Source organism: Streptococcus oralis subsp. oralis, from assembly GCF_002096455.1.
Classification (GTDB): Bacteria; Bacillota; Bacilli; order Lactobacillales; family Streptococcaceae; genus Streptococcus; species Streptococcus oralis_CY.
On the sequence record NZ_NCUL01000008.1, the window covers coordinates 508,588 to 534,237 of the forward strand.

Here is a 25,650-nt window from a genome sequence, read left to right on the forward strand (position 1 = left end):
GAAGCTAGAAGTAGCATAAAATAAGGCTTTCCGAGTTTTCGGAGAGCCTATTTTTTTGTTTTGATACCCACAATTTTTTGTTACTAGTGTAGATGAATTTTGTGAGCGACATTATTTTTACTAGGTGGAAAACTTCTAAAATATGGTATAATGAACAGATAGAGAAGTTGGGGGTAAAAGATGAACATTCAACAATTACGCTATGTTGTGGCTATTGCCAATAGTGGTACTTTCCGTGAAGCTGCTGAAAAGATGTATGTTAGTCAGCCGAGTCTGTCTATTTCTGTTCGCGATTTGGAAAAAGAGCTTGGTTTTAAGATTTTCCGTCGGACGAGTTCGGGAACGTTTTTGACTCGTCGTGGTATGGAATTTTATGAGAAAGCGCAAGAATTGGTCAAAGGCTTCGATGTTTTTCAAAATCAGTATGCCAATCCTGAGGAAGAAAAGGATGAATTTTCCATTGCCAGCCAGCACTATGACTTCTTGCCACCAACGATTACGGCCTTTTCAGAGCGTTATCCTGATTATAAGAACTTTCGTATTTTTGAGTCTACCACAGTTCAAATATTAGACGAAGTAGCCCAAGGGCATAGTGAGATTGGGATTATCTACCTCAACAATCAAAATAAAAAGGGGATCATGCAACGGGTTGAAAAGCTTGGTTTAGAAGTTATTGAACTAATTCCTTTCCAGACTCACATTTATCTTCGTGAAGGACATCCTTTAGCACAGAAAGAGGAATTGGTCATGGAGGATTTAGCGGATTTACCAACAGTTCGTTTTACTCAGGAAAAGGATGAGTATCTATACTATTCAGAGAACTTTGTCGACACCAGCGCGAGCTCCCAGATGTTCAATGTGACGGACCGTGCTACTTTGAACGGTATTTTGGAGCGGACGGATGCTTATGCGACTGGATCTGGGTTTTTAGATAGTGACAGTGTTAATGGGATTACAGTCATTCGTCTCAAGGATAATCTAGATAACCGCATGGTCTATGTCAAACGGGAAGAAGTGGAGCTTAGCCAAGCTGGGACTCTTTTCGTTGAGGTTATGCAAGAATATTTTGATCAAAAGAGGAAATCATGAAAAAAAGAGGAATAGTAGCAGTCATTGTACTGCTTTTGATTGGGCTGGATCAGTGGGTTAAAGCCTATGTTGTCCAGCAGATTCCACTGGGTGAAGTTCGTTCGTGGATCCCCAATCTCGTTAGCTTGACCTATCTGCAAAATCGTGGGGCAGCCTTCTCCATGCTACAAGATCAGCAGTGGTTATTTGCTGTTATTACACTGGTCGTCATGGTAGGAGCCATTTGGTATCTACATAAACACATGGAGGATTCTCTCTGGCTAGTTTTTGGACTGACTTTGATCATCGCGGGAGGTCTGGGCAACTTTATCGACAGAATGAGTCAAGGTTTTGTGGTGGATATGTTTCACCTAGACTTTATCAACTTTGCGATTTTCAATGTTGCTGACAGCTATTTGACAGTTGGTGTCATTATTCTATTGATTGCAATGCTTAAAGAGGAAGCAAATGGAAATAAAAATTGAAACTGGTGGACAACGTTTAGACAAGGCTCTGTCGGATCTGACAGAATTGTCACGCAGTCTTGCTAATGAACAAATCAAGGCTGGACAAGTCTTGGTGAATGGGCAAGCCAAGAAAGCAAAATACACTGTCCAAGAGGGAGATATCGTCACCTACCATGTGCCAGAACCGGAGGTTTTAGAGTATGTGGCTGAGAATCTGCCGCTCGAGATTATCTATCAAGATGAGGATGTAGCCGTTGTTAACAAACCTCAAGGGATGGTGGTTCATCCGAGCGCCGGTCATACCAGTGGAACCTTGGTCAATGCCCTCATGTACCATATCAAGGACTTGTCAGGTATCAATGGGGTTCTCCGACCGGGTATCGTTCACCGCATTGATAAGGACACGTCTGGTCTCCTTATGATTGCTAAGAATGATGAGGCCCACTTAGCACTCGCTCAAGAACTCAAGGATAAGAAGTCTCTCCGCAAATACTGGGCGATTGTTCATGGCAATCTTCCCAATGATCGTGGTGTGATTGAAGCTCCGATTGGTCGTAGTGAAAAAGATCGTAAGAAACAGGCAGTGACTGCTAAAGGGAAGCCAGCAGTGACTCGTTTTCAAGTCTTGGAACGCTTTGGAGATTATAGTTTGCTAGAGTTGCAACTGGAAACAGGACGTACCCACCAAATCCGTGTTCATATGGCTTATATTGGCCATCCAGTCGCTGGTGATGAAGTCTATGGTCCTCGTAAAACCCTGAAAGGACATGGACAATTTCTCCATGCTAAGACTCTAGGTTTTACCCATCCGAGAACAGGTGAAAACTTGGAATTTACAGCAGATATTCCAGAGATTTTTAAAGAAACGCTGGAAAGATTGCGTAAAACTGAGAATAGATAAAAGAGTTGAGATGTCTTGTCTCAACCTTTTTCATTTCAAGTCTTTTCTATTTTAAAGTATTCATGTTATAATGGATAAATATGAAGAATCGGAGTGAGAATATGAAGTACAAACGAATCGTCTTTAAGGTGGGGACCTCCTCCTTAACAAATGAAGACGGGAGTTTATCAAGGAGTAAAGTAAAGGCAATTACCCAGCAATTGGCTATGCTGCATGAGGCTGGACATGAGTTGATTTTAGTGTCATCTGGGGCAGTTGCCGCTGGATTTGGAGCTTTGGGTTTTAAAAAACGTCCGACCAAGATTGCAGATAAACAAGCTTCGGCTGCAGTTGGTCAGGGACTTTTGTTGGAGGAATACACAACCAACCTCCTCATGCGCCAGATCGTTTCTGCGCAAATTTTGCTGACACAGGATGATTTTGTAGATAAACGTCGCTATAAGAATGCTCATCAGGCCTTGTCCGTATTGCTTCATCGTGGGGCAATTCCTATCATTAACGAGAATGATAGCGTCGTTATTGATGAGCTCAAGGTTGGGGATAATGACACTCTAAGTGCCCAGGTAGCGGCGATGGTCCAAGCAGACCTTTTAGTTCTCTTGACCGATGTGGACGGTCTCTATACTGGCAATCCCAACTCAGATCCAACAGCCAAACGTCTTGAGAAAATCGAGACTATCAATCGTGAGATTATTGATATGGCTGGTGGAGCAGGTTCTTCAAACGGAACTGGGGGCATGCTGACCAAAATCAAAGCTGCAACTATTGCGACGGAGTCAGGTGTGTCAGTCTATATTTGCTCCTCCTTGAAATCAGATGCCTTGATTGAGGCAGCTGAAGAAACTAGGGATGGATCCTTCTTTGTTGCACAAGAGAAGGGACTTCGTACCCAGAAACAATGGCTGGCCTTCTATGCTCAAAGTCAGGGAACGATTTGGGTAGATGGTGGAGCTGCAGAGGCACTTTCAAAAAACGGGAAAAGTCTCCTTTTATCAGGCGTTGTAGAAGTGGAAGGAAGCTTCTCTTACCACGATATTGTAACAGTGGCTGATAAAGAAACAGGTCAATCTCTTGGAAAGGGACGTGTCCAATTTGGCGTCTCAGCTCTAGAAGATATGCTCCGTTCTCAAAAAGCTAAGGGAGTCTTGATTCACCGTGATGACTGGATTTCCATCACTCCTGAAATCCAGCTGCTCTTTACAGAATTTTAGAGGTGAACGATGGTAAGGACACAAGAACAATTTGAACAGGTACAGGCTGTTAAGAAATCAATTAATACTGCTAGTGAAGCAGTGAAAAACCAAGCCTTGCTAGCCATGGCTGATCACTTGTTGGCAGCCACTGAGGGGATTCTAGAGGCCAATGCCCTCGATATGGAAGCGGCCAAGGGGAAAATCTCAGATGTTATGCTAGATCGTCTTTATTTGGATGAAGGACGTATAGAAGCGATGGCAAGAGGGATTCGTGAAGTGGTTGCTTTACCAGATCCAATTGGTGAAGTTTTAGAAACAAGTCAGCTTGAAAATGGCTTGGTTATTACCAAGAAGCGTGTGGCTATGGGGGTTATTGGTATTATCTATGAAAGTCGTCCAAATGTGACGTCTGATGCGGCTGCTTTGGCTCTCAAAAGTGGCAATGCGGTCGTTCTTCGTAGTGGCAAGGATGCCTACCGAACTGCTCATGCTATTGTCACAGCCTTGAAGAAGGGCTTGGAGACGACGACCATTCATCCAGATGTGATTCAACTAGTAGAAGATACCCGTCGAGAAAGTAGTTATGCTATGATGAAGGCCAAGGGTTATCTAGACCTTCTCATTCCTCGTGGAGGGGCTGGTTTGATCAATGCAGTGGTTGAAAATGCTATCGTGCCTGTTATCGAGACAGGAACTGGGATTGTCCATGTCTATGTAGATAAGGATGCAGACGAAGACAAGGCACTATCGATTATCAACAATGCTAAAACCAGTCGTCCTTCTGTCTGCAACGCCATGGAGGTCTTGCTAGTTCATGAAGACAAGGCAGCAAGCTTCCTTTCTCGCTTGGAACAAGTTCTGGTTGCAGAGCGTAAGGAAGCTGGACTGGAACCAATTCAATTTCGTTTGGATAGCACAGCAAGTCAGTTTGTTTCAGGTCGAGCAGCTGAGGCCCAAGACTTTGACACTGAGTTTTTAGACTATGTCCTAGCGGTTAAGGTTGTGAGTAGTTTAGAAGAAGCGGTTGCGCATATTGAAGCCCACAGTACCCATCATTCGGATGCGATTGTGACGGAAAATGCTGAAGCTGCAGCTTACTTTACAGATCAAGTGGACTCTGCCGCAGTTTATGTCAATGCCTCAACGCGTTTCACTGATGGTGGCCAGTTTGGTCTTGGATGTGAGATGGGGATTTCTACTCAGAAACTTCACGCGCGTGGGCCTATGGGCTTGAAAGAGTTGACCAGCTACAAGTATGTGGTTACTGGTGACGGACAGATAAGGGAGTAAGAGATGAAGATTGGATTTATCGGCTTGGGAAATATGGGAGCTAGCTTGGCTAAGGCTGTTTTGCAGGCCAAGACAGGTGCTCAGATTCTCCTTGCCAATCGTAGTCAAGCAAAAGTAGATGCTTTCATTGCCAACTTTGGTGGTCAGGCTTCCAGCAATGACGAAATCTTCGCAGAAGCAGATGTGATTTTTCTAGGTGTTAAGCCTGCTCAGTTCTCAGACTTGCTTTCTCAATACCAGACCATCCTTGAAAAGAGAGAAAGTCTTCTTTTGATTTCCATGGCAGCTGGATTGACTTTGGAAAAACTGTCCAAATTTCTGCCGACTCATCACCGAATCATTCGCATCATGCCCAATACTCCAGTGGCTATCGGCCAAGGAGTGATTAGTTATGCCATGTCAGCAAATTGTCGTGCTGAGGACAGTGAACTCTTTTGTCAATTATTGGCCAAGGCCGGCCTCTTGGTTGAGCTGGGGGATGGCTTAATCGATGCAGCGACAGGTCTCGCAGGTTGTGGACCAGCTTTTGTCTATCTCTTTATTGAGGCTTTGGCAGATGCGGGTGTACAGACAGGATTGCCACGAGAAATGGCTTTGAAAATGGCAGCCCAAACAGTAGTTGGATCTGGACAAATGGTTCTGGAAAGCCAGCAACATCCTGGAGTTTTGAAAGACCAAGTTTGCAGCCCAGGAGGTTCGACTATCGCGGGTGTAGCAAGTCTGGAAGAACATGCTTTTAGAGGTACCGTCATGGACGCAGTTCAGCAAGCCTACAAACGAACACAAGAACTAGGTAAATAAGAGGTTGGATGACTCCCAGCCTCTTTTATGGTCGATTGAATGGAGAAGACACAAAAAGATTGTCACAAAAACCTATTTTTTTGATAGAATAGAAGGTAGAAAAAAAGAAATGAGTTAGACATGTCAAAAGGATTTTTAGTCTCTCTTGAGGGACCAGAGGGAGCAGGAAAGACCAGTGTTTTAGAGGCTCTACTCCCAATTTTAGAGGAAAAAGGAGTAGAGGTACTGACGACCCGTGAGCCAGGTGGAGTCTCGATTGGAGAGAAGATTCGGGAAGTGATTTTAGATCCAAGTCATACGCAGATGGATCCTAAAACAGAGCTTCTTCTCTATATCGCCAGTCGCAGACAGCACTTGGTGGAAAAAGTTCTCCCAGCACTTGAAGCTGGCAAGTTGGTCATTATGGACCGCTTCATCGATAGTTCTGTTGCTTATCAGGGATTTGGCCGTGGCTTGGATATTGATGCCATTGATTGGCTCAATCACTTTGCGACAGATGGCCTCAAACCCGATTTGACACTCTATTTTGACATCGAGGTGGAAGAGGGGCTGGCTCGCATTGCTGCTAATAGTGATCGCGAGGTCAATCGTTTGGACTTGGAAGGCTTGGACTTGCACAAGAAAGTCCGTCAAGGCTACCTTTCTCTTCTGGACAAAGAAGGAAATCGCATGGTCAAGATTGATGCGAGTCTTCCTTTGGAGCAAGTTGTGGAAACGACCAAGGCTGTCTTGTTTGACAGAATGGGCTTGGCTAAATGAAACAAGATCAACTAAAGGCTTGGCAGCCAGACCAGTTTGACCGCTTTGTCCGTATCTTAGAACAAGACCAGCTCAATCATGCCTATCTCTTTTCAGGTTTCTTTGGAAGCTTGGAAATGGCACAGTTTTTGGCTAAGAGCCTCTTTTGTACGGATAAAGTAGGCGTTCTACCATGTGAGAAATGCCGAAACTGCAAGCTGATTGAGCAGGAAGAATTTCCCGATGTTACTTTAATCAAGCCAGTCAATCAGGTCATCAAGACAGAACGGATTCGGGAATTGGTGGGTCAGTTTTCTCAAGCAGGGATTGAAAGCCAGCAACAGGTTTTCATTATCGAGCAGGCGGAGAAAATGCACCCCAACGCAGCTAATTCTCTGCTCAAGGTCATCGAAGAACCCCAGAGTGAAGTTTACATTTTCTTCTTAACTAGTGATGAGGAAAAGATGTTGCCGACTATCCGTAGTAGGACACAGATTTTTCACTTTAAAAAGCAGGAAGAGAAGCTCATCTTGCTCCTAGAACAAATGGGGCTTGTTAAGAAAAAAGCGACTTTCTTAGCCCAGTTTTGTCAATCACGAGCTGAAGCTGAAAAGTTGGTCAATCAGGCAAGTTTTTGGACCTTGGTGGATGAAAGTGAGCGCCTGCTGACCTGGTTATTAGCCAAGAAAAAAGAAAGTTATCTCCAAGTTTCTAAATTAGCCAGCTTGGCAGATGACAAGGAAAAACAAGATCAGGTCTTGCGAATCCTCGAAGTGCTCTGTGGACAGGATCTCTTGCAAGAAAGGATTCGACAGATTCTGCAAGATTTGCTAGAAGCTAGAAAAATGTGGCAGGCTAATGTCAGCTTTCAAAATGCTATGGAATATCTGGTCTTGAAAGAAATATAAACTCAATGAAGGATAAAGAAAGGAAAGGGCTGGTTTATGGATAAAAAAGAATTATTTGACGCGCTGGACGATTTTTCCCAACAGTTACTGGTGACCTTGGCCGATGTGGAAGCCATCAAGAAAAATCTCAAGAGCCTGGTAGAGGAAAATACAGCTCTTCGCTTGGAAAATAGTAAGTTGCGCGAACGCTTGGGCGAGGTGGAAGCAGATACTCCCGTCAAGGCCAAGCATGTTCGTGAAAGCGTCCGTCGGATCTATAAAGACGGTTTTCACGTATGTAATGATTTTTATGGACAACGCCGAGAGCAGGACGAGGAATGTATGTTCTGTGACGAGTTGTTGTACAGGGAGTAGGCATGCAGATTCAAAAAAGTTTTAAGGGACAATCTCCATATGGCAAACTTTATCTAGTGGCAACACCGATTGGCAATCTAGATGACATGACCTTTCGTGCCATTCAGACCTTGAAAGAAGTGGACTGGATTGCAGCTGAGGACACGCGCAATACAGGACTTTTGCTCAAGCATTTTGACATTTCCACCAAGCAGATTAGTTTTCACGAGCACAATGCCAAGGAAAAAATTCCTGATTTGATTGGTTTCTTGAAAGCAGGACAAAGTATCGCTCAGGTATCCGATGCGGGTCTGCCTAGTATCTCGGACCCTGGTCATGATTTGGTTAAGGCAGCTATTGAGGAAGAAATTGCAGTAGTGACAGTTCCGGGTGCCTCTGCAGGGATTTCTGCTTTGATTGCCAGTGGTTTAGCTCCACAACCACATATCTTTTACGGTTTCTTACCGAGAAAATCAGGCCAGCAAAAGCAATTTTTCGACTTAAAAAAAGATTACCCAGAAACTCAGATTTTCTACGAATCGCCCCACCGTGTATCAGATACATTGGAAAATATGCTAGAAGTCTACGGTGACCGCTCGGTAGTCTTGGTCAGGGAATTGACCAAAATCTATGAAGAATACCAACGAGGAAAGATTTCAGAGCTACTAGAAAGTATTGCTGAAACGCCACTCAAGGGTGAATGCCTTCTCATCGTTGAAGGCGCCAGTCAGGATGTGGAAGAAAAGGACGAGGAGGACTTGTTTTCAGAAATCCAATCTCGTATCCAGCAAGGCATGAAGAAAAATCAAGCCATAAAGGAAGTTGCAAAACTCTACCAGTGGAATAAGAGTCAGCTCTACGCTGCCTACCACGATTGGGAAGAAGATCAAGAAAATGACTAAACAGGGAAGTTTTCCTTCTTCCCTTTTTTTGTTATACTAGTAGAAGAAAAATTAGAAAGATTTGTGGGTGTCAAATAGTCTAGTAGCTTGTTTTTATTTGGACTTGGTTTCCACCCAAAGAGGTATTAGTGTCGTGTCTCAATCTTATATCAATGTTATCGGAGCAGGTTTGGCAGGGTCTGAAGCTGCTTATCAAATCGCAGAACGTGGTATTCCAGTTAAACTTTATGAAATGCGTGGGGTCAAGTCAACACCTCAGCACAAAACAGACAATTTTGCTGAATTGGTTTGTTCCAATTCCTTACGTGGGGATGCTTTGACAAATGCCGTTGGGCTTCTCAAGGAAGAAATGCGTCGCTTGGGTTCTGTTATCTTGGAATCTGCTGAAGCTACACGTGTTCCTGCGGGCGGTGCCCTTGCGGTGGACCGTGACGGCTTCTCCCAAATGGTGACCGAAAAAGTAGCCAACCACCCCTTGATTGAGGTGGTTCGTGATGAAATTACAGAATTGCCAACGGATGTTATTACAGTTGTCGCTACTGGTCCTTTGACTAGTGATGCCTTAGCTGAAAAGATTCATGCCCTTAATGATGGGGATGGATTCTATTTCTACGATGCGGCGGCGCCGATTATCGATGTCAACACCATTGATATGAGCAAGGTCTATCTCAAGTCTCGTTATGACAAGGGAGAGGCGGCCTACCTCAATGCTCCAATGACCAAGCAAGAGTTTATGGATTTCCATGAAGCCTTGGTCAATGCGGAAGAAGCACCGCTCAATTCGTTTGAAAAAGAAAAGTACTTTGAAGGTTGTATGCCAATCGAAGTCATGGCTAAGCGTGGCATTAAAACCATGCTTTATGGTCCCATGAAACCAGTCGGTCTGGAGTACCCAGACGACTATACGGGGCCTCGTGATGGCGAATTCAAAACCCCTTATGCAGTTGTCCAGCTTCGTCAGGATAATGCGGCTGGTAGCCTCTACAATATCGTCGGTTTCCAGACCCACCTCAAATGGGGAGAACAAAAGCGTGTCTTCCAAATGATTCCAGGTCTTGAAAATGCTGAGTTTGTCCGTTATGGGGTCATGCATCGCAATTCTTATATGGATTCACCAAATCTTCTTGAACAGACTTACCGTTCTAAGAAACAACCAAACCTCTTCTTTGCTGGTCAAATGACGGGTGTAGAAGGCTATGTTGAGTCAGCAGCTTCAGGCTTGGTTGCAGGTATTAACGCAGCTCGTCTCTTTAAGGGTGAAAGTGAAGCTATCTTCCCAGAGACCACAGCGATTGGCAGTCTGGCTCATTACATCACTCACGCTGATAGCAAACATTTCCAACCAATGAATGTCAATTTTGGGATTATCAAGGAATTGGAAGGCGAGCGTATCCGTGATAAAAAAGCTCGTTATGAAAAAATTGCAGAGCGTGCTCTTACCGACTTAGAGGAATTTTTAACGGTTTAATTTTTTTGAAAGAATTGCTCATGATACTATAAAAATCTTAGAAATTGTGATAAAATAGGTAGGATAAAAAAAGGAGAGTAAAAATGGCGAATCCCAAGTATAAACGTATTTTAATCAAGTTATCAGGTGAAGCCCTTGCCGGTGAACGTGGCGTAGGGATTGATATCCAAACAGTTCAAACAATCGCAAAAGAGATTCAAGAAGTTCATAGCTTAGGTATCGAAATTGCCCTTGTTATTGGTGGAGGAAATCTCTGGCGCGGAGAACCTGCTGCAGAAGCTGGCATGGACCGTGTTCAGGCAGATTACACTGGAATGCTTGGGACCGTGATGAATGCTCTTGTGATGGCAGATTCATTGCAGCAAGTTGGTGTCGATACGCGTGTGCAAACTGCCATTGCTATGCAACAAGTGGCAGAACCTTACGTACGTGGACGTGCCCTTCGCCACCTTGAAAAAGGCCGCATCGTTATCTTTGGTGCTGGAATTGGTTCACCTTACTTCTCAACAGATACAACAGCAGCCCTTCGTGCAGCTGAAATCGAAGCGGATGCCATCCTTATGGCTAAAAATGGCGTAGACGGTGTTTACAATGCCGATCCTAAGAAAGACAAGACAGCTGTTAAGTTTGAAGAATTGACCCACCGTGATGTTATCAATAAAGGTCTTCGTATCATGGACTCAACTGCTTCAACCCTCTCTATGGACAACGACATTGACTTGGTTGTCTTCAATATGAACCAACCAGGCAACATCAAACGTGTCGTATTTGGTGAAAATATCGGAACAACAGTTTCAAACAATATCGAAGAAAAGGAATAAGAAAATTATGGCTAATGCAATTGTAGAAAAAGCAAAAGAGAGAATGACCCAGTCTCATCAATCACTTGCTCGTGAATTTGGTGGTATCCGTGCCGGTCGTGCCAACGCAAGCTTGCTAGACCGTATCCATGTAGAATACTATGGAGTCGAAACTCCTCTTAACCAAATCGCTTCAATTACTATTCCAGAAGCGCGTGTTTTGTTGGTAACACCATTTGACAAGTCTTCATTGAAAGACATCGAACGTGCCTTGAACGCTTCTGATCTTGGTATTACACCAGCTAATGACGGTTCTGTGATCCGCTTGGTTATCCCTGCTCTTACAGAAGAGACTCGTCGTGACCTTGCCAAAGAAGTGAAGAAGGTCGGTGAGAATGCTAAAGTGGCTGTCCGCAATATCCGTCGCGACGCTATGGACGAAGCTAAAAAGCAAGAAAAAGCAAAAGAAATTACTGAAGACGAATTGAAGACTCTTGAAAAAGATATTCAAAAAGTAACAGACGACGCTGTGAAACACATCGACGACATGACTGCCAATAAAGAAAAAGAAATCTTGGAAGTCTAAAAATAAACAGAAAAACTCAGTTGGCATTGCTGGCTGAGTTTTATTCGAAAGAAGGAAATATGAATACAAATCTTGCAAGTTTTATCGTTGGACTCATCATCGATGAAAATGACCGTTTTTACTTTGTGCAAAAGGATGGTCAGACCTATGCTCTTGCTAAGGAAGAAGGTCAACATACAGTAGGGGATACGGTCAAAGGTTTTGCCTACACGGATATGAAGCAAAAACTCCGCTTGACCACTCAAGAAGTTACTGCGACTCAGGACCAATTTGGTTGGGGAACCGTAACAGAAGTTCGAAAGGACTTGGGTGTCTTTGTCGATACCGGTCTACCTGATAAGGAAATCGTTGTGTCACTTGATATCCTCCCTGAGCTCAAGGAACTCTGGCCTAAGAAGGGGGATAAACTCTACATCCGTCTTGAAGTGGACAAGAAAGACCGAATCTGGGGACTCTTGGCTTATCAAGAAGACTTCCAACGTCTGGCTCGTCCTGCCTACAACAACATGCAGAACCAAAACTGGCCAGCCATTGTTTACCGCCTCAAGCTATCAGGAACTTTTGTATACCTACCAGAGAATAACATGCTTGGTTTCATTCACCCAAGTGAGCGCTACGCAGAGCCACGTTTGGGGCAAGTGTTAGATGCGCGTGTCATTGGTTTCCGTGAAGTGGACCGTACCTTGAACCTATCCCTCAAACCACGTTCCTTTGAAATGTTGGAAAATGATGCTCAGATGATTTTGACCTACTTGGAAAGCAATGGCGGTTTCATGACCTTAAATGATAAGTCATCTCCTGAGGACATCAAGGCAACCTTTGGCATTTCTAAAGGTCAGTTCAAGAAAGCACTCGGTGGCTTGATGAAGGCTGGTAAAATCAAGCAAGACCAGTTTGGGACAGAGTTGATTTAAACCTTATAGACATGATAAAGAAACTTGAAGAAATGAGTTTAGAGGAACTCTGGCAACTTTTTCCTATTTTTCTAGTAGAGCACAAGTCAGAGTGGAAAGACTGGTATGAATCGGAAAAAACAAGTCTGAAAAAAATATTGGGTGCAAATGTTATTAAAAGAATAGAACATATCGGTAGCACTGCTATCCCTAATATTTGGGCTAAAAATATTGTTGATATTCTGTTAGAAGTAGATAAAATAGAGGATTTAGCAAGAGTTAGGGATTTATTGGTGAATAATGGTTGGCTAGTGATGTCGGAGAGTCCTAACAGGATTTCGCTAAATAAAGGATATACAGAGCAGGGCTTTGCTGAGAAAGTTTTTCATTTACATTTGCGAATGACAGGAGATCATGACGAGATTTATTTTAGAGATTATCTCTGCCATCATCCAGATATTGCCCAAGCGTATCAGGAATTAAAACTAAGTTTGTGGAAGAAATTTGAACACAATCGAGATGCCTATACTGATGCTAAAACAGATTTTATAAACCACTACGTTTCAGAAGCTAAGTCCAGTAATTTTCAAGAATCAGAAAAGTGTCATTAAAAAACTCTTGATAGGAGAAAGAATTGAGAAAATCATTTTACACTTGGCTCATGACTGAGCGCAATCCTAAAAGTAATAGCCCCAAAGCCATTTTGGCAGACCTCGCTTTTGAGGAGTCGGCTTTTCCAAAACATACAGATGATTTTGATGAGGTGAGTCGCTTTTTGGAGGAGCATGCCAGTTTCTCTTTTAACCTAGGAGACTTTGACGCCATCTGGCAAGAATACTTAGAACACTAGAGACAATGAGATGAGGCTAGTATTTTATTGTTCTCTTTGCTATAATAAAAAGAAATAAACGGATTAGAGAGGTTCTTTATTTGAAGGAACATTCAATAGACATTCAACTAAGTCACCCAGATGACTTGTTCCATCTTTTTGGTTCCAATGAGCGCCATCTTCGTTTGATGGAAGAAGAGCTCGATGTGGTGATTCATGCCCGTACGGAAATTGTCCAGGTTATCGGAGAAGAGTCTGCCTGTGAGGAAGCCCGTCAGGTTATCCAGGCTTTGATGGTCTTGGTGAATCGAGGAATGACGGTTGGCACGCCAGATGTGGTGACTGCGATTAGCATGGTCAAAAACGATGAAATCGACAAGTTTGTCGCCCTTTACGAGGAAGAAATCATCAAGGATAATACTGGGAAGCCTATCCGTGTCAAAACCTTGGGTCAAAAGCTTTATGTGGACAGTGTCAAACAGCATGATGTGACCTTTGGAATCGGACCAGCAGGGACAGGGAAGACCTTTCTTGCAGTGACCTTGGCAGTGACAGCCCTTAAACGTGGTCAAGTCAAGCGGATTATCCTTACTCGTCCAGCAGTGGAAGCAGGTGAGAGTCTAGGATTTCTTCCGGGTGATCTCAAGGAGAAGGTCGATCCTTATCTTCGACCAGTTTATGATGCCTTGTATCAGATTCTCGGCAAAGACCAAACGACCCGTCTCATGGAGCGTGAGATTATCGAAATAGCGCCCCTTGCCTATATGCGTGGCCGGACCTTGGATGATGCCTTTGTCATTCTCGATGAGGCACAAAATACGACCATCATGCAGATGAAGATGTTCCTGACTCGTTTAGGCTTTAATTCGAAGATGATTGTCAATGGAGATATCAGTCAGATTGACCTGCCACGCAATGTTAAGTCCGGTTTGATTGATGCTCAAGAAAAGCTCAAGAACATTCACCAAATCGACTTTGTTCATTTTTCAGCCAAGGATGTGGTTCGTCATCCAGTTGTCGCTCAGATTATCCGAGCTTATGAACCAGCTCCAGTTAAGGTTGAAGAAAAGAACCAAGAAACAGAATAGCAAAAAAGCAGTTCAGACGTGAACTGCTCTTTTTTTTTAATGAGTGTCTAGCTTTAAACAAGTTCGTCGATAGACGTGTGCTCTTTATCGAGCCCTTGAGCAACTGGTAGGCTAGTTAAGTAACCTTTATAAGTGGTCACACCTTGACGTAAGCCTTCATCTTCAGAGATTGCTTGTGCGAATCCTTTGCCGGTCAAAGCTTCGATATAAGGAAGAGTGACATTGGTTAGGGCGATAGTAGAGGTACGAGCAACTGCACCAGGGATATTGGCAACGGCATAGTGGAGAACACCGTATTTTTCATAGACAGGTTCATCGTGCGTTGTCACACGGTCAGCTGTCTCGATAACACCACCTTGGTCAACAGCAACGTCAACGATGACAGATCCTGGACGCATTTGTTTGACCATCTCATCTGTCACCAATTTCGGTGCTTTGGCACCAGGAATGAGAACTGCACCAATCACCACATCAGCATCTCTCACACTTGCTTCGATGTTAAATGAATTGGACATAAGAGTTTGAATTTGGTTTCCAAAGACTTCTTCTAGAACTGAGAGACGTTTCGCACTGATATCTAAAATAGTTACTTGAGCACCAAGACCAAGGGCGATGCGGGCAGCATGTGTACCGACGACACCACCACCGATGATGGTTACTTTTCCTTTTGGAACACCCGGCACACCACCTAGTAGGACACCAGAACCACCAGCTTGTTTAGTAAGGAAGTGAGCTCCGATTTGAACAGCCATACGGCCGGCAACCTCACTCATAGGAACGAGGAGCGGTAGTTGTCCTTGATTGTCACGAACAGTTTCATAGGCAATTCCTGTTGTTTTGGCTGCTAACATAGCACCTGCTAATTCTGGTGCAGCGGCCATGTGCAAGTAGGTGAAGAGAAGAAGATCGTCGCGCAAATAACCATATTCAGAAGCTAGTGGTTCTTTTACTTTCACGACTAACTCGGCAGCCCATGCTTCTGCAGCAGTAGCGACAATCTCAGCTCCTTGCTTTTGATAGTCCGCATCAGTAAATCCTGAACCGAGACCAGCATTTGATTCGATGAGGACACGATGCCCGCGACTGACTAAACTATGGACGCCAGCAGGAGTGAGGGCAACACGGTTTTCATTATTTTTAATTTCTTTTGGGATTCCGATTAACATAGAGATAACCTACCTTTCAATTGACAATCTTGTTTTGGTTGTCACATTTCAGTTCATAAATCAAAAATGTGATGGTTTTATTGTATATGAAACCGCTTCAAAAATCAAGAAAAACTTGTCATTCAAATTTCTTTATGCTAGACTAGTGAGAATCAAGCTCTAATGGAGGAAAAAGTATGGAATCAATATTTGTTAAATTTTCCAAGTATCCAACTATAGAAACGGAGCGTTTATTGCTCCGACCTGTAACCTTGGACGATGCAGAAGCCATGTTTGAGTATGCTTCAGACAGAGAAAATACACGCTACACTTTTCCAACAAATCAAAGCTTAGAAGAAACTAAGAATAACATTGCTCAGTTTTACTTGGCTAATCCCTTGGGACGGTGGGGAATCGAACTAAAAAGCACTGGTCAGTTTATCGGAACCATTGATTTGCACAAGATTGATCCTGTTCTTAAGAAGGCAGCTATTGGTTATATTATCAACCAAAAGTATTGGAATCAAGGATTGACGACAGAAGCCAATCGTGCCGTGATTGAACTGGCTTTTGAGAAGATTGGAATGAACAAGTTGACTGCTCTTCACGATAAAGACAATCCCGCATCAGGAAAGGTCATGGAGAAATCAGGTATGCGTTTTTCCCACGAAGAACCCTATGCCAGAATGGATAACAAAGAACCAGGTCGAATCATCACAAGAGTTCATTATGTCTTGACTAAGGAAGACTATTTTGCAAATAAATAAGCAGTTGAAAAAAATTTTTCGACTGTTTTTTCTTTCTCTTGCGAATAACTTAAGAGAGGAGAAAATATGGAAGCAATTATCGAGAAAATCAAAGAGTATAAAATCATTGTCATCTGTGCTGGTCTAGGTTTGGCCTTGAGCGGATTTTTCCTACTAAAACCAAGTTCCCAAACACCTGTGAAAGAAACGAATTTGCAGACTGAAGTCTCGGCCGTTTCAAAGGATTCATCATCTGAAAAGGAAGTCAAGAAGGAAGAAAAGGACGAATCGCCTGAACAAGATCTGATCACAGTAGATGTCAAAGGTGCTGTTAAATCGCCAGGGATTTATGATTTGCCAGTAGGTAGTCGGGTTCATGATGCCGTTCAGAAGGCTGGTGGCTTGACAGAGGAGGCAGATAGTAAATCGCTCAATCTCGCTCAGAAAGTCAGTGACGAGGCTCTTGTCTATGTTCCAACTAAGGGAGAAGAAGCAGCTAGTCAGCAGGTTGCCTCTGGAACGACTCCTTCGACAAGTAAAGATAAGAAGGTTAACCTCAATAAAGCCAGTCTGGAAGAACTCAAGCAGGTCAAAGGCTTGGGAGGAAAACGAGCCCAGGATATTATCGACCATCGTGAGGCAAATGGCAAATTCAAGTCGGTAGATGAATTAAAGAAAGTCTCTGGCATTGGTGCCAAAACGATAGAAAAGCTAAAAGATTATGTCACAGTGGATTAAGAATTTCCCTATCCCCCTAATCTATCTGAGTTTTCTGTTGCTCTGGCTTTACTATGCCATTTTTGGAGTGTCCTATCTCGCACTGCTAGGTTTTGTGTTTTTGCTTGTCTGTCTCTTTTTCCAATTTCCTTGGAAATCGGCCGGTAAAGTTCTAGCGATTTGTGGAGTTTTTGGATTTTGGTTTCTGTTTCAAAACTGGCAACAGAGTCAAGCTAGTCAGAACCTAGTGGATTCTGTTGAAAGGGTACGGATTTTACCAGATACCATCAAAGTCAATGGAGACAGTCTGTCCTTTCGGGGCAAGGCTGAGGGCCGCACCTTCCATGTTTATTATAAGCTACAGTCAGAGGAGGAGAAAGAGCTCTTTCAGGCCTTAACAGACCTTCACGAGATAGAGCTAGAAGGAAAACTTTCTGAGCCTGAAGGGCAGAGAAATTTTGGTGGATTTGACTACCAAGCCTATCTAAAGACCCAGGGGATTTATCAGACACTGACTATCAAGAGCATCCAGTCACTTAAAAAGGTTAGCAGTTGGGATATAGGAGAAAATCTGTCTAGTTTACGTCGAAAGGCTGTAGTTTGGATCAAGACGCACTTTCCAGATCCTATGCGCAATTATATGACGGGTCTCTTGCTGGGACATCTAGATACGGACTTTGAGGAAATGAATGAGCTCTATTCTAGTCTTGGAATTATCCATCTATTTGCCTTGTCAGGTATGCAAGTGGGCTTCTTTATGGATGCCTTTAAGAAACTCCTCTTGCGATTGGGCTTGACCCAAGAAAAGTTGAAGTGGCTAACTTATCCCTTTTCCCTTATCTATGCAGGTCTGACAGGATTTTCAGCTTCAGTCATTCGCAGTCTCTTGCAAAAGTTACTGGCCCAACATGGTGTTAAGGGTTTGGATAATTTTGCCTTGACGGTGCTTGTCCTCTTTATCATCATGCCCAACTTTTTCTTGACAGCAGGAGGAGTCTTGTCCTGTGCCTACGCCTTTATCTTGACCATGACTAGTAAAGAAGGGGAGGGACTCAAGGCTGTTACTAGAGAAAGTCTGGTCATTTCCTTGGGAATATTGCCTATTCTATCCTTCTATTTTGCAGAATTTCAGCCTTGGTCTATCCTTTTGACCTTTGTCTTTTCTTTTCTGTTTGATGTGGTATTCTTACCGCTTTTGTCCATCTTATTTATTCTGTCTTTTGTTTACCCAGTCACTCAGTTCAACTTTGTCTTTGAGTGGTTAGAGGGCGTCATTCGCTTGGTATCGCAGCTGGCAAGCAGGCCTCTGGTCTTTGGTCAACCCAACGCATGGCTTTTGATTCTACTGTTAATTTCCTTGGCAATATTGTATGATTTTAGGAAAAACATCAAAAGAGTAGCTGGAGTCAGCTTATTGATTATAGGGCTCTTTTTCTTGACCAAGCATCCACTTGAAAATGAAATTACGATGCTAGATGTTGGGCAAGGGGAGAGTATTTTCCTACGGGATGTGACTGGGAAAACTATTCTCATAGATGTAGGTGGTAAGGCAGAATTTGACAAGAAAATCCAAGCTTGGCAGGAAAAGGCGACGACCAGCAATGCCCAACGTACCTTGATTCCCTATCTAAAAAGTCGAGGAGTAGCCAAGATTGACCAGCTAGTTTTGACCAATACAGACAAGGAGCATGTTGGAGATTTGCTGGAAGTAACAAAGGCTTTCCATATCGGGGAGATTTTAGTATCAAAAGGAAGTTTGACACAGAAGGATTTTGTGGCAGAATTAGAAGCAAGTCAAACTAAGGTGCGCAGTGTGACAGAGGGGGATAATTTTTCGATTTTTGGGAGTCAGTTAGAAGTCCTATCTCCAAGGCAGATTGGAGATGGGGATCGTGATGATTCTTTGGTTCTTTATGGAAAACTCTTAGATAAGCACTTTCTCTTCACAGGAAATTTGGAGGAAAAAAGAGAGAAGGACTTGTTGAAGCATTATCCTGACCTAGAGGTGGATGTCTTGAAAGCAAGCCAACATGGTGCTAAAACCTCACCAAATCCAACTTTCCTAGAAAAAATCAAACCAGAAATTACTCTCATCTCAGTTGGAAAAAACAATCGTGCGAAACTCCCCCATCAGGAATCCTTGATACGAATGGAAAGTATCAAGAGTAAGATTTACAGAACTGACCAGCAAGGGGCTATCCGCTTTAAAGGATGGAATAGTTGGCGAATTGAAACGGTGCGATAAAATAGACAAAGTTTTTCGAAAAAATAACTTTTTATCTTGACAAGGGATAGAAAACTTGGTATCATATAAAAGTTGAGAAAAGCAGAAGTGAGAGCTTCTCGCCTTGTGACATCAAGTTGCCTGGCCCTACGGATGAAAAGTTTCTAAGAAACGCTATCATAACGTGCGGGCTTGTATCATTACGGGTCCGCTCTTGTTTTTCTCTAATAATAAAAAAGAGGTGAAAACCATAGCAAAGCAAGACTTATTCATCAATGATGAAATTCGTGTACGTGAAGTTCGCTTGATCGGTCTTGAGGGAGAACAGCTAGGCATCAAGCCACTCAGCGAAGCGCAAGCATTGGCTGATAGTGCGAATGTTGACTTAGTTTTAATTCAACCCCAAGCAAAACCACCTGTTGCTAAAATTATGGACTACGGTAAGTTCAAATTTGAGTATCAGAAAAAGCAAAAAGAACAACGTAAAAAACAAAGTGTTGTTACTGTGAAAGAAGTTCGTCTGAGTCCAACTATTGACAAGGGTGACTTTGACACAAAACTTCGCAATGCACGCAAGTTCCTTGAAAAAGGAAATAAAGTTAAGGTATCCATTCGCTTTAAAGGGCGTATGATCACCCATAAAGAGATTGGTGCAAAAGTTTTAGCCGAGTTTGCTGAAGCAACACAAGATATTGCGATCATCGAACAACGAGCTAAGATGGATGGACGCCAAATGTTCATGCAGTTGGCGCCAGCAACTGACAAAAAATAATTGTCAGAAAGTTAAATAAAGGAGAAAAAATCATGCCAAAACAAAAAACACACCGCGCATCAGCTAAACGTTTCAAACGTACAGGTTCTGGTGGACTTAAACGTTTCCGTGCTTACACTTCTCACCGTTTCCACGGAAAAACTAAGAAACAACGTCGTCATCTTCGTAAAGCATCTATGGTGCATTCAGGAGATTTCAAACGTATCAAAGCAATGCTTACTCGCTTGAAATAATAGCCTAACAGTAAGTAAACAATTCTAGGAAATATTTGGAGGAAATAAAATATGGCACGTGTTAAAGGTGGCGTTGTATCACGCAAACGTCGTAAACGTATTCTTAAATTAGCAAAAGGTTACTATGGAGCTAAACACATCTTGTTCCGTACTGCAAAAGAACAAGTAATGAACTCTTACTACTATGCATACCGTGACCGTCGTCAGAAAAAACGTGACTTCCGTAAATTGTGGATCACTCGTATCAATGCGGCAGCTCGTTTGAATGGACTTTCATACTCACAATTGATGCATGGTTTGAAATTGGCTGAAATCGAAGTTAACCGTAAAATGCTTGCTGACTTGGCTGTTAACGATGCAGCAGCTTTCACAGCTCTTGCAGATGCAGCTAAAGCAAAACTTGGTAAATAATGACAACTGTTTCATTCTTACTCTCGTGGTTTTTACCGCAAGAGTAGGGTGAAACTTTTTTATTTACCATAAATGATTTTCTATTCTAAAGAGTAAATCACAGATTTTTTCAAAGAAAATAGGATATTTCTTGTATAATAGGAATATCTAAAAAAGATTTGGAGTTAGAAGAAGATGATAGTAGGTATTGATTTAGGAACGACTAATTCTTTAGTAGGGGTTTATCAAGATGGTCAGGTCAAGTTGATTCCCAATGCTTTTGGTGAGTATTTGACTCCTTCTGTTGTGGCTTTAGATGACAATGATGAGATTATAGTTGGAAAAATTGCTAAGGAACGCTTGGTGACCTACCCAGATAAGACGGTTTCTCAGTTCAAGCGTTTTATGGGGACCAAACATGAGTTAACGCTAGGAAATCGAGCATATAAGGCTGAAGAATTAAGCTCCTTTATCATTCGAAAGTTGGTAGACGATGCAGAAACCTATCTTGGAGAAAAGGTTGAGGAAGTGATTGTCAGTGTACCAGCCTATTTCAACGATGCTCAACGCTATGCGACCAAACTAGCAGGGAAATTTGCAGGCGTTCAGATTGATCGGATTATCAATGAACCCTCTGCAGCGGCTCTTGCTAAAAGATCTATGGTAAACCAAAAAGATCAATCTTTTATTGTAGTCGATTTTGGTGGTGGGACTCTAGACATTTCAGTTGTAGAGCTTTTTGATAATATCGTCGAAATCGTCTCGATCGCAGGGGACAATCGATTGGGAGGAGAAGACTTTACTGCGGCTATTGCTGAGGAATTTTTAGCCTCCAATCAATTAACCAAGGATACGATTTCCCGAGAATTTTATAGTAAGATTCTGGTACAGGCTGAAAAGACAAAGCTAGAACTCAATGATAAAGAAGAAGTGAAGATGACAGTTCTGGATCAAGAACAAGAATACACTTTAGACTTGAGCTACCAACGCTTTTATGAGCTTTGTCAACCTCTGCTAGCACGTGTTAAGGCTGTTTTGGACCGTGCCTTGATGGACGCACGCTATAGCTATGTATCGTCTGATAACTTTGTTCTTGTTGGGGGGACTTCGAAACTCCGCTTGGTTCAGGACTTTTTATCCTATTGTATCAATCAAATGGTGCAGGTTTCGGATGATCCCGATCGGATGATTGCGAGAGGTTGTGCCCTTTTAGCAGGAATAAAAGAACGGCAGGGTGAGATACGAGATTTATTACTGTCTGATATTTGCCCTTTTACACTGGGGATTGAGATAGTTGGAGACCGTTTTTCGCCGATTATTGAGCGAAATTCAACCCTACCTGCTTCACGCATCGAGCAGTACTATACGGCTGAATTGGGACAGAGCCAAGTCAAGATAAAGGTCTATCAAGGTGAGATGATGAAGGCATCACAAAACCTGTTTCTAGGAGAATTAGAAGTTCCCGTCCCTGTGAATACTAGAGTAAATGAAAGTTTCACAGTTCGATTTACCTATGATTTAAATGGAATTTTGGATGTCGAAGTGAAAATTGATTCAACACAGGAAGTCTTTAGTCATGTTATTCTCCAAGATAGTGTTACTCTGACAGAGAAGGAAATCAAGGCTAAGCAAGCAGAGTTGACTCGCTATAAGATCAATGCTCAAGAAACAGAGGTTTATCGTTTCTTGATTGAAAAAGCGAATCGTGTGTACAGTATGCTCTTGGGGAGAAGAAGAGATGAGCTAATGGCTGAAACTAGACGATTTGAAGAAGAGGTCAGTCAAGCATCTGTTTATCATTTGCCAAAACTTTATCAATCATTTTCAAACTATCTAGACTTCCTAGAGCGAGGACTGTAAAAGAGGAGACCTTATGAATATATGGGAAACTTTAGGGATAGAGCCAACGACTGACGTCAAGCTTATTAGAAGGCGTTATGCTGAACTGGTTCGGCTCTATCACCCAGAAGACCAATCAGAAATTTACCAAGAAATTGTTGAAGCGTACCAAAAAGCCTTGACTTATGCGAGGTCTAGAAATACAAGACCAGAAAATAGCCTAAGAAAAGCGAGTGACTCTCAAGAGGCTACTGAACTTGAAGAAGAGGCGAATGAAAAGACTAAGTCTAGTCTCAACTTTGAAAACTTGACTGAAGAAAGGAAAACTGAGAACGAAGAGTCTGAAACATCTAGTCTTGATTTCAGTGATTATCAGCAATCGACTGATAAAACCAGCAATTCCTTTAACTTTGAAACCTTTAAAGCAGAAGAGAATGAGCAAAAGTCCCCCCTTGACTTTAGTGACTATGATGAGGAAGTTCAGCTAAATGGAGATTCTGAAGAAAGAGCTAAGAATACCCTCAACTTTGAAACGTTTGGTGACGAAGAGAACCGTGGGCAAGAAGGAATAACAAGGTCTACTCTTGACTTTAGTGGTTATAATGAAGAAACTTATCTGATTCGAAATGCGATTGAAAGTATTGTTGGAAATGACGGTTATAACCAAGAGGAACAAGAGCATCTATGGCGTCAGTTCTTTCATCAGTATCAGTATGATATGGACATTGTTCAATCCGTTTTAGAGGAAATGGATGTTTATATTTTTAATAAACCAGAGCAATTCTCTATCCTCATTCTCTTGCTGGAAGATTATATACCTGACTTCCGACACTGGGGCTATTACTATAAATTGAAGTATTGGAAAGTTAAAAGAGCTATAGCAGAAGAGGAAGGCAGTTCGCTTGAAAGCGCACATGAAGCCACTGAAGAATTCTATTATTCTTATCAACTTTGCCAAGAAATTCTCCAAGATTTTAACAAAGCAAATCAATTGAGCTCCTGGATAGAGTTTTTCAAGCACCCTTATTTGGCCTTTATGGTCTTAGATCAAGTAAATCAGAATCGTCAAATAATCAAGAGTGTGCCCGTTTTAACCTATATCCTGGAAAAAAACCGACAAGTCATATTTGAAGAGGATTATCCACTCTTGAACGACTTGGCTGATTACTTAGAGGAAGTAAAAGAGGAGCTGGGAGAAAACGTTGACTTTAGTCATTACACTCTAGATAATCCGGATGAAGTTGAGGCAGCCTTCTATGAGTTGCTCCATGCTCACTATGAAGACGAGTATAAACTGTTACGTGATTGGCAATACCTTTTTGAATCAGTCAAAGATCACACGCTCCTACTTGATTTGTTAGAAAAGGTGGACGTCTATCCTTTAACCAATGCGAAAGTGTTAGCCCTTGTTTTCCAATTTGTGGAGCGTTATAGTGATGAGGAATCAAATCCTTACCTGAAGAAACTCCATTTCTGGAAGAGTATCCATTCTTATCCTTCAGTGGTAGAGGAGTATGCACTTAACAAAAAAGAAAATTTTGATTACTGGTACAATGAAGGTTATCTTTATATAGATAAGCTCACCAAGAGCGATGAAGATATCAATGATTGGGAAAAGTGGAGAAGCTACTTTAAAGGAAGACCACGCATTCTAACGATTTTACTCCAACAGATCTATAAGGAGTACCATCGGTTTACAGACGGCGAGCTCCTGAGATATGTTTTGGCTCCTTTTCCTACTTCTAAAATGGCTCCCCAAATGATGACGGAGGAGACAGACCAGAAACTAGAAGAGATGACAGCTTATGCTTATGAACTTAGTCATCCAAAGGCCAAGCTCTCTTATTTGGATTGGAAAAAAAGACAGGTATTTAATAATAAGTTTCTTCAGATTTTCTCTGGTCTCTTTACGATTGTATGTTTGCTACTCAGTATTATAGAGCGACCTGGTTATAATTCATGGGTTCATGCGGGCATGTTTTCACTCTTTTACGTCTATATGCTAAAATTAAGGAAAACACCGATTGAGGAGGGAGTGACTGCTAGAGGAGAAAAACGGAAATTCTACTACAGTCCTCATCCATGGTTCCTATTAATCTTGTTATTAATCCTCGTCATTCCATCCTTACCATTTGGTCTCATTGGTGCCCTTATGTTCATTACATTTTTCAGCTTCATCGATGGTTTCCAAGTGAGTCAGGGGCTGAAGTGGGATTATTCTTTGGAGAAGCTGATTCCTATCGGTATCTTTCTTTCTGCTGGTTTTCTTTCTGCTTTGGTAAATCAAAGCCAGACTATTTCAGGAGTTGCAACAGCCTACTTCCATATTTTTGCAATCCTTGTGATTTGCTTGTCTTTTACAAGATTCAGTCCTGGATTTCCACCATCTCTGAAGAAAATTTTCATACCAGCAATCTTGGGAATCCTACTCTTTCAAACGTTGCCATATATTCACAGCCGTTTAGATATCTTTGATCCAACTATTCTACGAAATGAAACACTGGCTATAACTGTTATCCTCTTGTTAAATGGAATTGCCTTATCTTATTTTACAAAGGAACAAGGCTTCATGATTGGTGTGAAGAAGGTCTTTATGATTTATGGATTGCAGATCTTTATTTTCCTAAGAAGACTGTTCCGAATCCTATTTGCACCAAATTCAGTTTTCGGTAATAACTATCATTACAAAGACTTACTAATCATGAACAGCGAATTTACGTTCTACTTCCTCGAGGGACTTTTTGTCCTTATCATGCTTTTCCTTATTCGCAATATACGCAAGGAAAATCGTAAAAGTGCTGCTTAGAATGAAAGCGTAGAGAAGAGGACTCTGGTTCAAGTTTCTAGTAAATTTTCCTGAATAAAGGTATAATAGAACTATTAAAACGAAAGAGGTAATGAAAATGGCTTCAAAAATGCTACACACTTGCTTGCGAGTAGAAAACCTTGAAAAATCAATCGCTTTTTATCAAGATGCTTTTGGATTTAAAGAATTGCGTCGCAGAGATTTTCCAGATCATGCTTTCACCATTGTCTATCTAGGACTTGAGGGGGATGACTATGAGTTGGAGTTGACCTATAACTATGATCACGGTCCTTACGTGGTAGGAGATGGCTTCGCCCATATCGCCCTCAGTACACCTGACCTTGAGGCCCTACATCAAGAACATAGCGCTAAAGGCTATGAGGTGACAGCTCCTAATGGACTTCCAGGAACTCAACCAAACTATTACTTTGTCAAGGATCCTGACGGTTACAAGGTCGAAGTCATTCGTGAAAAATAATCCAGTGAAGTCAAGTAGAATGTTCGTTTTCTACT

General features: G+C 42.2%; 27 protein-coding genes, 1 pseudogene and 1 other annotated feature. Of the genes and pseudogenes, 26 read left to right on the forward strand and 2 right to left on the reverse strand.

The window, feature by feature from the left end:
* Positions 1-116 precede the first annotated feature (116 nt).
* Positions 117-188 (reverse strand): annotated as a pseudogene (locus B7720_RS09815) (AraC family transcriptional regulator); the annotation flags it as partial.
* On the opposite strand from B7720_RS09815, the gene B7720_RS07000 reads away from it, so the two are divergent.
* The 17 genes from B7720_RS07000 to B7720_RS07080 all read left to right on the forward strand — a co-directional run bounded on the left by B7720_RS07000 (position 181) and on the right by B7720_RS07080 (position 14,265).
* A complete protein-coding gene (locus B7720_RS07000) occupies positions 181-1,089 on the forward strand; it encodes a LysR family transcriptional regulator (protein ID WP_001025717.1) in 909 nt (302 codons plus the stop codon). The pseudogene B7720_RS09815 and the gene B7720_RS07000 sit on opposite strands and share 8 nt — an antisense overlap.
* Positions 1,086-1,553 (forward strand): signal peptidase II, encoded by a 468-nt coding sequence (lspA, locus tag B7720_RS07005; RefSeq protein ID WP_084857249.1) that lies wholly within the window; start codon positions 1,086-1,088, stop codon positions 1,551-1,553. Before B7720_RS07000 ends, lspA begins: the two co-directional genes overlap by 4 nt.
* Positions 1,537-2,436, forward strand: a complete 900-nt coding sequence (locus B7720_RS07010) for an RluA family pseudouridine synthase (protein ID WP_084857250.1) — start codon at positions 1,537-1,539, stop codon at positions 2,434-2,436. Before lspA ends, B7720_RS07010 begins: the two co-directional genes overlap by 17 nt.
* A gap of 101 nt (positions 2,437-2,537) precedes the next feature.
* Complete coding sequence (proB, locus tag B7720_RS07015) at positions 2,538-3,647, forward strand: glutamate 5-kinase (RefSeq protein ID WP_000875732.1); 1,110 nt, start codon at positions 2,538-2,540, stop codon at positions 3,645-3,647.
* 9 nt (positions 3,648-3,656) lie between these two features.
* The gene (locus B7720_RS07020; protein WP_084857252.1) at positions 3,657-4,919 is read left to right on the forward strand and encodes a glutamate-5-semialdehyde dehydrogenase; all 1,263 of its coding nucleotides are present in this window, start codon (positions 3,657-3,659) and stop codon (positions 4,917-4,919) included.
* A gap of 3 nt (positions 4,920-4,922) precedes the next feature.
* On the forward strand, positions 4,923-5,720 hold the full coding sequence (gene proC, locus B7720_RS07025; protein ID WP_084857254.1) for a pyrroline-5-carboxylate reductase: 798 nt from the start codon (positions 4,923-4,925) through the stop codon (positions 5,718-5,720).
* A 120-nt stretch (positions 5,721-5,840) separates the two neighbouring features.
* A complete protein-coding gene (gene tmk, locus B7720_RS07030; protein ID WP_084857256.1) occupies positions 5,841-6,479 on the forward strand; it encodes a dTMP kinase in 639 nt (212 codons plus the stop codon).
* Complete coding sequence (locus B7720_RS07035) at positions 6,476-7,366, forward strand: DNA polymerase III subunit delta' (protein ID WP_000806725.1); 891 nt, start codon at positions 6,476-6,478, stop codon at positions 7,364-7,366. The genes tmk and B7720_RS07035 overlap by 4 nt, the downstream gene beginning before the upstream one ends.
* 36 nt (positions 7,367-7,402) lie before the next feature.
* Complete coding sequence (yabA, locus tag B7720_RS07040; protein WP_000358229.1) at positions 7,403-7,720, forward strand: DNA replication initiation control protein YabA; 318 nt, start codon at positions 7,403-7,405, stop codon at positions 7,718-7,720.
* A 2-nt stretch (positions 7,721-7,722) separates the two neighbouring features.
* Positions 7,723-8,601 (forward strand): 16S rRNA (cytidine(1402)-2'-O)-methyltransferase, encoded by an 879-nt coding sequence (gene rsmI / locus B7720_RS07045; RefSeq protein ID WP_084857258.1) that lies wholly within the window; start codon positions 7,723-7,725, stop codon positions 8,599-8,601.
* A 133-nt stretch (positions 8,602-8,734) separates the two neighbouring features.
* On the forward strand, positions 8,735-10,069 hold the full coding sequence (trmFO, locus tag B7720_RS07050; RefSeq protein WP_000083710.1) for a methylenetetrahydrofolate--tRNA-(uracil(54)-C(5))-methyltransferase (FADH(2)-oxidizing) TrmFO: 1,335 nt from the start codon (positions 8,735-8,737) through the stop codon (positions 10,067-10,069).
* A gap of 83 nt (positions 10,070-10,152) precedes the next feature.
* Positions 10,153-10,890 carry a UMP kinase gene (gene pyrH / locus B7720_RS07055; protein WP_000002996.1) on the forward strand — a complete coding sequence of 246 codons (738 nt, stop codon included), beginning with the start codon at positions 10,153-10,155 and terminating at the stop codon, positions 10,888-10,890.
* A 7-nt stretch (positions 10,891-10,897) separates the two neighbouring features.
* Positions 10,898-11,455, forward strand: coding sequence for a ribosome recycling factor (gene frr, locus B7720_RS07060; protein WP_001262235.1), 558 nt, complete (start codon positions 10,898-10,900; stop codon positions 11,453-11,455).
* A 59-nt stretch (positions 11,456-11,514) separates the two neighbouring features.
* Positions 11,515-12,369, forward strand: coding sequence for an RNA-binding virulence regulatory protein CvfB (gene cvfB / locus B7720_RS07065; RefSeq protein WP_009730017.1), 855 nt, complete (start codon positions 11,515-11,517; stop codon positions 12,367-12,369).
* 11 nt (positions 12,370-12,380) lie between these two features.
* The gene (locus B7720_RS07070) at positions 12,381-12,959 is read left to right on the forward strand and encodes a GrpB family protein (RefSeq protein WP_084857261.1); all 579 of its coding nucleotides are present in this window, start codon (positions 12,381-12,383) and stop codon (positions 12,957-12,959) included.
* 23 nt (positions 12,960-12,982) lie between these two features.
* Entirely contained in the window at positions 12,983-13,198 is a 216-nt protein-coding gene (locus B7720_RS07075; protein WP_001232084.1) for a YozE family protein, read from the forward strand.
* 80 nt (positions 13,199-13,278) lie between these two features.
* Entirely contained in the window at positions 13,279-14,265 is a 987-nt protein-coding gene (locus B7720_RS07080) for a PhoH family protein (RefSeq protein ID WP_000658168.1), read from the forward strand.
* A gap of 53 nt (positions 14,266-14,318) precedes the next feature.
* On the opposite strand, the gene ald is transcribed toward B7720_RS07080, so the two are convergent.
* Positions 14,319-15,431 (reverse strand): alanine dehydrogenase, encoded by a 1,113-nt coding sequence (gene ald, locus B7720_RS07085; RefSeq protein ID WP_084857263.1) that lies wholly within the window; start codon positions 15,429-15,431, stop codon positions 14,319-14,321.
* A 176-nt stretch (positions 15,432-15,607) separates the two neighbouring features.
* Here ald and B7720_RS07090 point away from each other — a divergent pair, with 176 nt between their 5' ends.
* From B7720_RS07090 to gloA, 9 genes are all read left to right on the forward strand, one after another.
* Complete coding sequence (locus B7720_RS07090) at positions 15,608-16,177, forward strand: GNAT family N-acetyltransferase (protein WP_084857266.1); 570 nt, start codon at positions 15,608-15,610, stop codon at positions 16,175-16,177.
* A gap of 66 nt (positions 16,178-16,243) precedes the next feature.
* A complete protein-coding gene (locus B7720_RS07095; RefSeq protein ID WP_084857268.1) occupies positions 16,244-16,894 on the forward strand; it encodes a helix-hairpin-helix domain-containing protein in 651 nt (216 codons plus the stop codon).
* Positions 16,878-19,118: a DNA internalization-related competence protein ComEC/Rec2 gene (locus B7720_RS07100; RefSeq protein WP_084857270.1), complete on the forward strand. Its 2,241-nt coding sequence runs from the start codon at positions 16,878-16,880 to the stop codon at positions 19,116-19,118. Before B7720_RS07095 ends, B7720_RS07100 begins: the two co-directional genes overlap by 17 nt.
* A gap of 73 nt (positions 19,119-19,191) precedes the next feature.
* Positions 19,192-19,323 (forward strand) — a sequence feature (ribosomal protein L20 leader region).
* Positions 19,324-19,338: 15 nt separating this feature from the next.
* Complete coding sequence (infC, locus tag B7720_RS07105) at positions 19,339-19,869, forward strand: translation initiation factor IF-3 (protein ID WP_000848184.1); 531 nt, start codon at positions 19,339-19,341, stop codon at positions 19,867-19,869.
* Between the two features lie 32 nt (positions 19,870-19,901).
* Complete coding sequence (gene rpmI, locus B7720_RS07110; protein ID WP_001125942.1) at positions 19,902-20,102, forward strand: 50S ribosomal protein L35; 201 nt, start codon at positions 19,902-19,904, stop codon at positions 20,100-20,102.
* 51 nt (positions 20,103-20,153) lie between these two features.
* A complete protein-coding gene (gene rplT / locus B7720_RS07115) occupies positions 20,154-20,513 on the forward strand; it encodes a 50S ribosomal protein L20 (protein ID WP_000124830.1) in 360 nt (119 codons plus the stop codon).
* A 174-nt stretch (positions 20,514-20,687) separates the two neighbouring features.
* Positions 20,688-22,352, forward strand: a complete 1,665-nt coding sequence (locus tag B7720_RS07120) for a molecular chaperone HscC (RefSeq protein ID WP_084857272.1) — start codon at positions 20,688-20,690, stop codon at positions 22,350-22,352.
* 13 nt (positions 22,353-22,365) lie between these two features.
* Positions 22,366-25,137: a J domain-containing protein gene (locus tag B7720_RS07125; RefSeq protein ID WP_084857274.1), complete on the forward strand. Its 2,772-nt coding sequence runs from the start codon at positions 22,366-22,368 to the stop codon at positions 25,135-25,137.
* A gap of 97 nt (positions 25,138-25,234) precedes the next feature.
* Positions 25,235-25,615: a lactoylglutathione lyase gene (gloA, locus tag B7720_RS07130; protein WP_000157150.1), complete on the forward strand. Its 381-nt coding sequence runs from the start codon at positions 25,235-25,237 to the stop codon at positions 25,613-25,615.
* Positions 25,616-25,650: the final 35 nt, after the last annotated feature.

What these genes read in the sequence shown, in the direction of transcription:
- B7720_RS07000 (WP_001025717.1), top strand. Translation starts at nt 181, where the DNA reads ATGAACATTCAACAATTACGCTATGTTGTGGCTATTGCCAATAGTGGT.
- lspA (WP_084857249.1), top strand. Translation starts at nt 1,086, where the DNA reads ATGAAAAAAAGAGGAATAGTAGCAGTCATTGTACTGCTTTTGATTGGG.
- B7720_RS07010 (WP_084857250.1), top strand. Translation starts at nt 1,537, where the DNA reads ATGGAAATAAAAATTGAAACTGGTGGACAACGTTTAGACAAGGCTCTG.
- proB (WP_000875732.1), top strand. Translation starts at nt 2,538, where the DNA reads ATGAAGTACAAACGAATCGTCTTTAAGGTGGGGACCTCCTCCTTAACA.
- B7720_RS07020 (WP_084857252.1), top strand. Translation starts at nt 3,657, where the DNA reads ATGGTAAGGACACAAGAACAATTTGAACAGGTACAGGCTGTTAAGAAA.
- proC (WP_084857254.1), top strand. Translation starts at nt 4,923, where the DNA reads ATGAAGATTGGATTTATCGGCTTGGGAAATATGGGAGCTAGCTTGGCT.
- tmk (WP_084857256.1), top strand. Translation starts at nt 5,841, where the DNA reads ATGTCAAAAGGATTTTTAGTCTCTCTTGAGGGACCAGAGGGAGCAGGA.
- B7720_RS07035 (WP_000806725.1), top strand. Translation starts at nt 6,476, where the DNA reads ATGAAACAAGATCAACTAAAGGCTTGGCAGCCAGACCAGTTTGACCGC.
- yabA (WP_000358229.1), top strand. Translation starts at nt 7,403, where the DNA reads ATGGATAAAAAAGAATTATTTGACGCGCTGGACGATTTTTCCCAACAG.
- rsmI (WP_084857258.1), top strand. Translation starts at nt 7,723, where the DNA reads ATGCAGATTCAAAAAAGTTTTAAGGGACAATCTCCATATGGCAAACTT.
- pyrH (WP_000002996.1), top strand. Translation starts at nt 10,153, where the DNA reads ATGGCGAATCCCAAGTATAAACGTATTTTAATCAAGTTATCAGGTGAA.
- frr (WP_001262235.1), top strand. Translation starts at nt 10,898, where the DNA reads ATGGCTAATGCAATTGTAGAAAAAGCAAAAGAGAGAATGACCCAGTCT.
- cvfB (WP_009730017.1), top strand. Translation starts at nt 11,515, where the DNA reads ATGAATACAAATCTTGCAAGTTTTATCGTTGGACTCATCATCGATGAA.
- B7720_RS07070 (WP_084857261.1), top strand. Translation starts at nt 12,381, where the DNA reads ATGATAAAGAAACTTGAAGAAATGAGTTTAGAGGAACTCTGGCAACTT.
- ald (WP_084857263.1), bottom strand. Translation starts at nt 15,431, where the DNA reads ATGTTAATCGGAATCCCAAAAGAAATTAAAAATAATGAAAACCGTGTT.
- B7720_RS07090 (WP_084857266.1), top strand. Translation starts at nt 15,608, where the DNA reads ATGGAATCAATATTTGTTAAATTTTCCAAGTATCCAACTATAGAAACG.
- B7720_RS07095 (WP_084857268.1), top strand. Translation starts at nt 16,244, where the DNA reads ATGGAAGCAATTATCGAGAAAATCAAAGAGTATAAAATCATTGTCATC.
- B7720_RS07100 (WP_084857270.1), top strand. Translation starts at nt 16,878, where the DNA reads ATGTCACAGTGGATTAAGAATTTCCCTATCCCCCTAATCTATCTGAGT.
- rpmI (WP_001125942.1), top strand. Translation starts at nt 19,902, where the DNA reads ATGCCAAAACAAAAAACACACCGCGCATCAGCTAAACGTTTCAAACGT.
- rplT (WP_000124830.1), top strand. Translation starts at nt 20,154, where the DNA reads ATGGCACGTGTTAAAGGTGGCGTTGTATCACGCAAACGTCGTAAACGT.
- B7720_RS07120 (WP_084857272.1), top strand. Translation starts at nt 20,688, where the DNA reads ATGATAGTAGGTATTGATTTAGGAACGACTAATTCTTTAGTAGGGGTT.
- B7720_RS07125 (WP_084857274.1), top strand. Translation starts at nt 22,366, where the DNA reads ATGAATATATGGGAAACTTTAGGGATAGAGCCAACGACTGACGTCAAG.
- gloA (WP_000157150.1), top strand. Translation starts at nt 25,235, where the DNA reads ATGGCTTCAAAAATGCTACACACTTGCTTGCGAGTAGAAAACCTTGAA.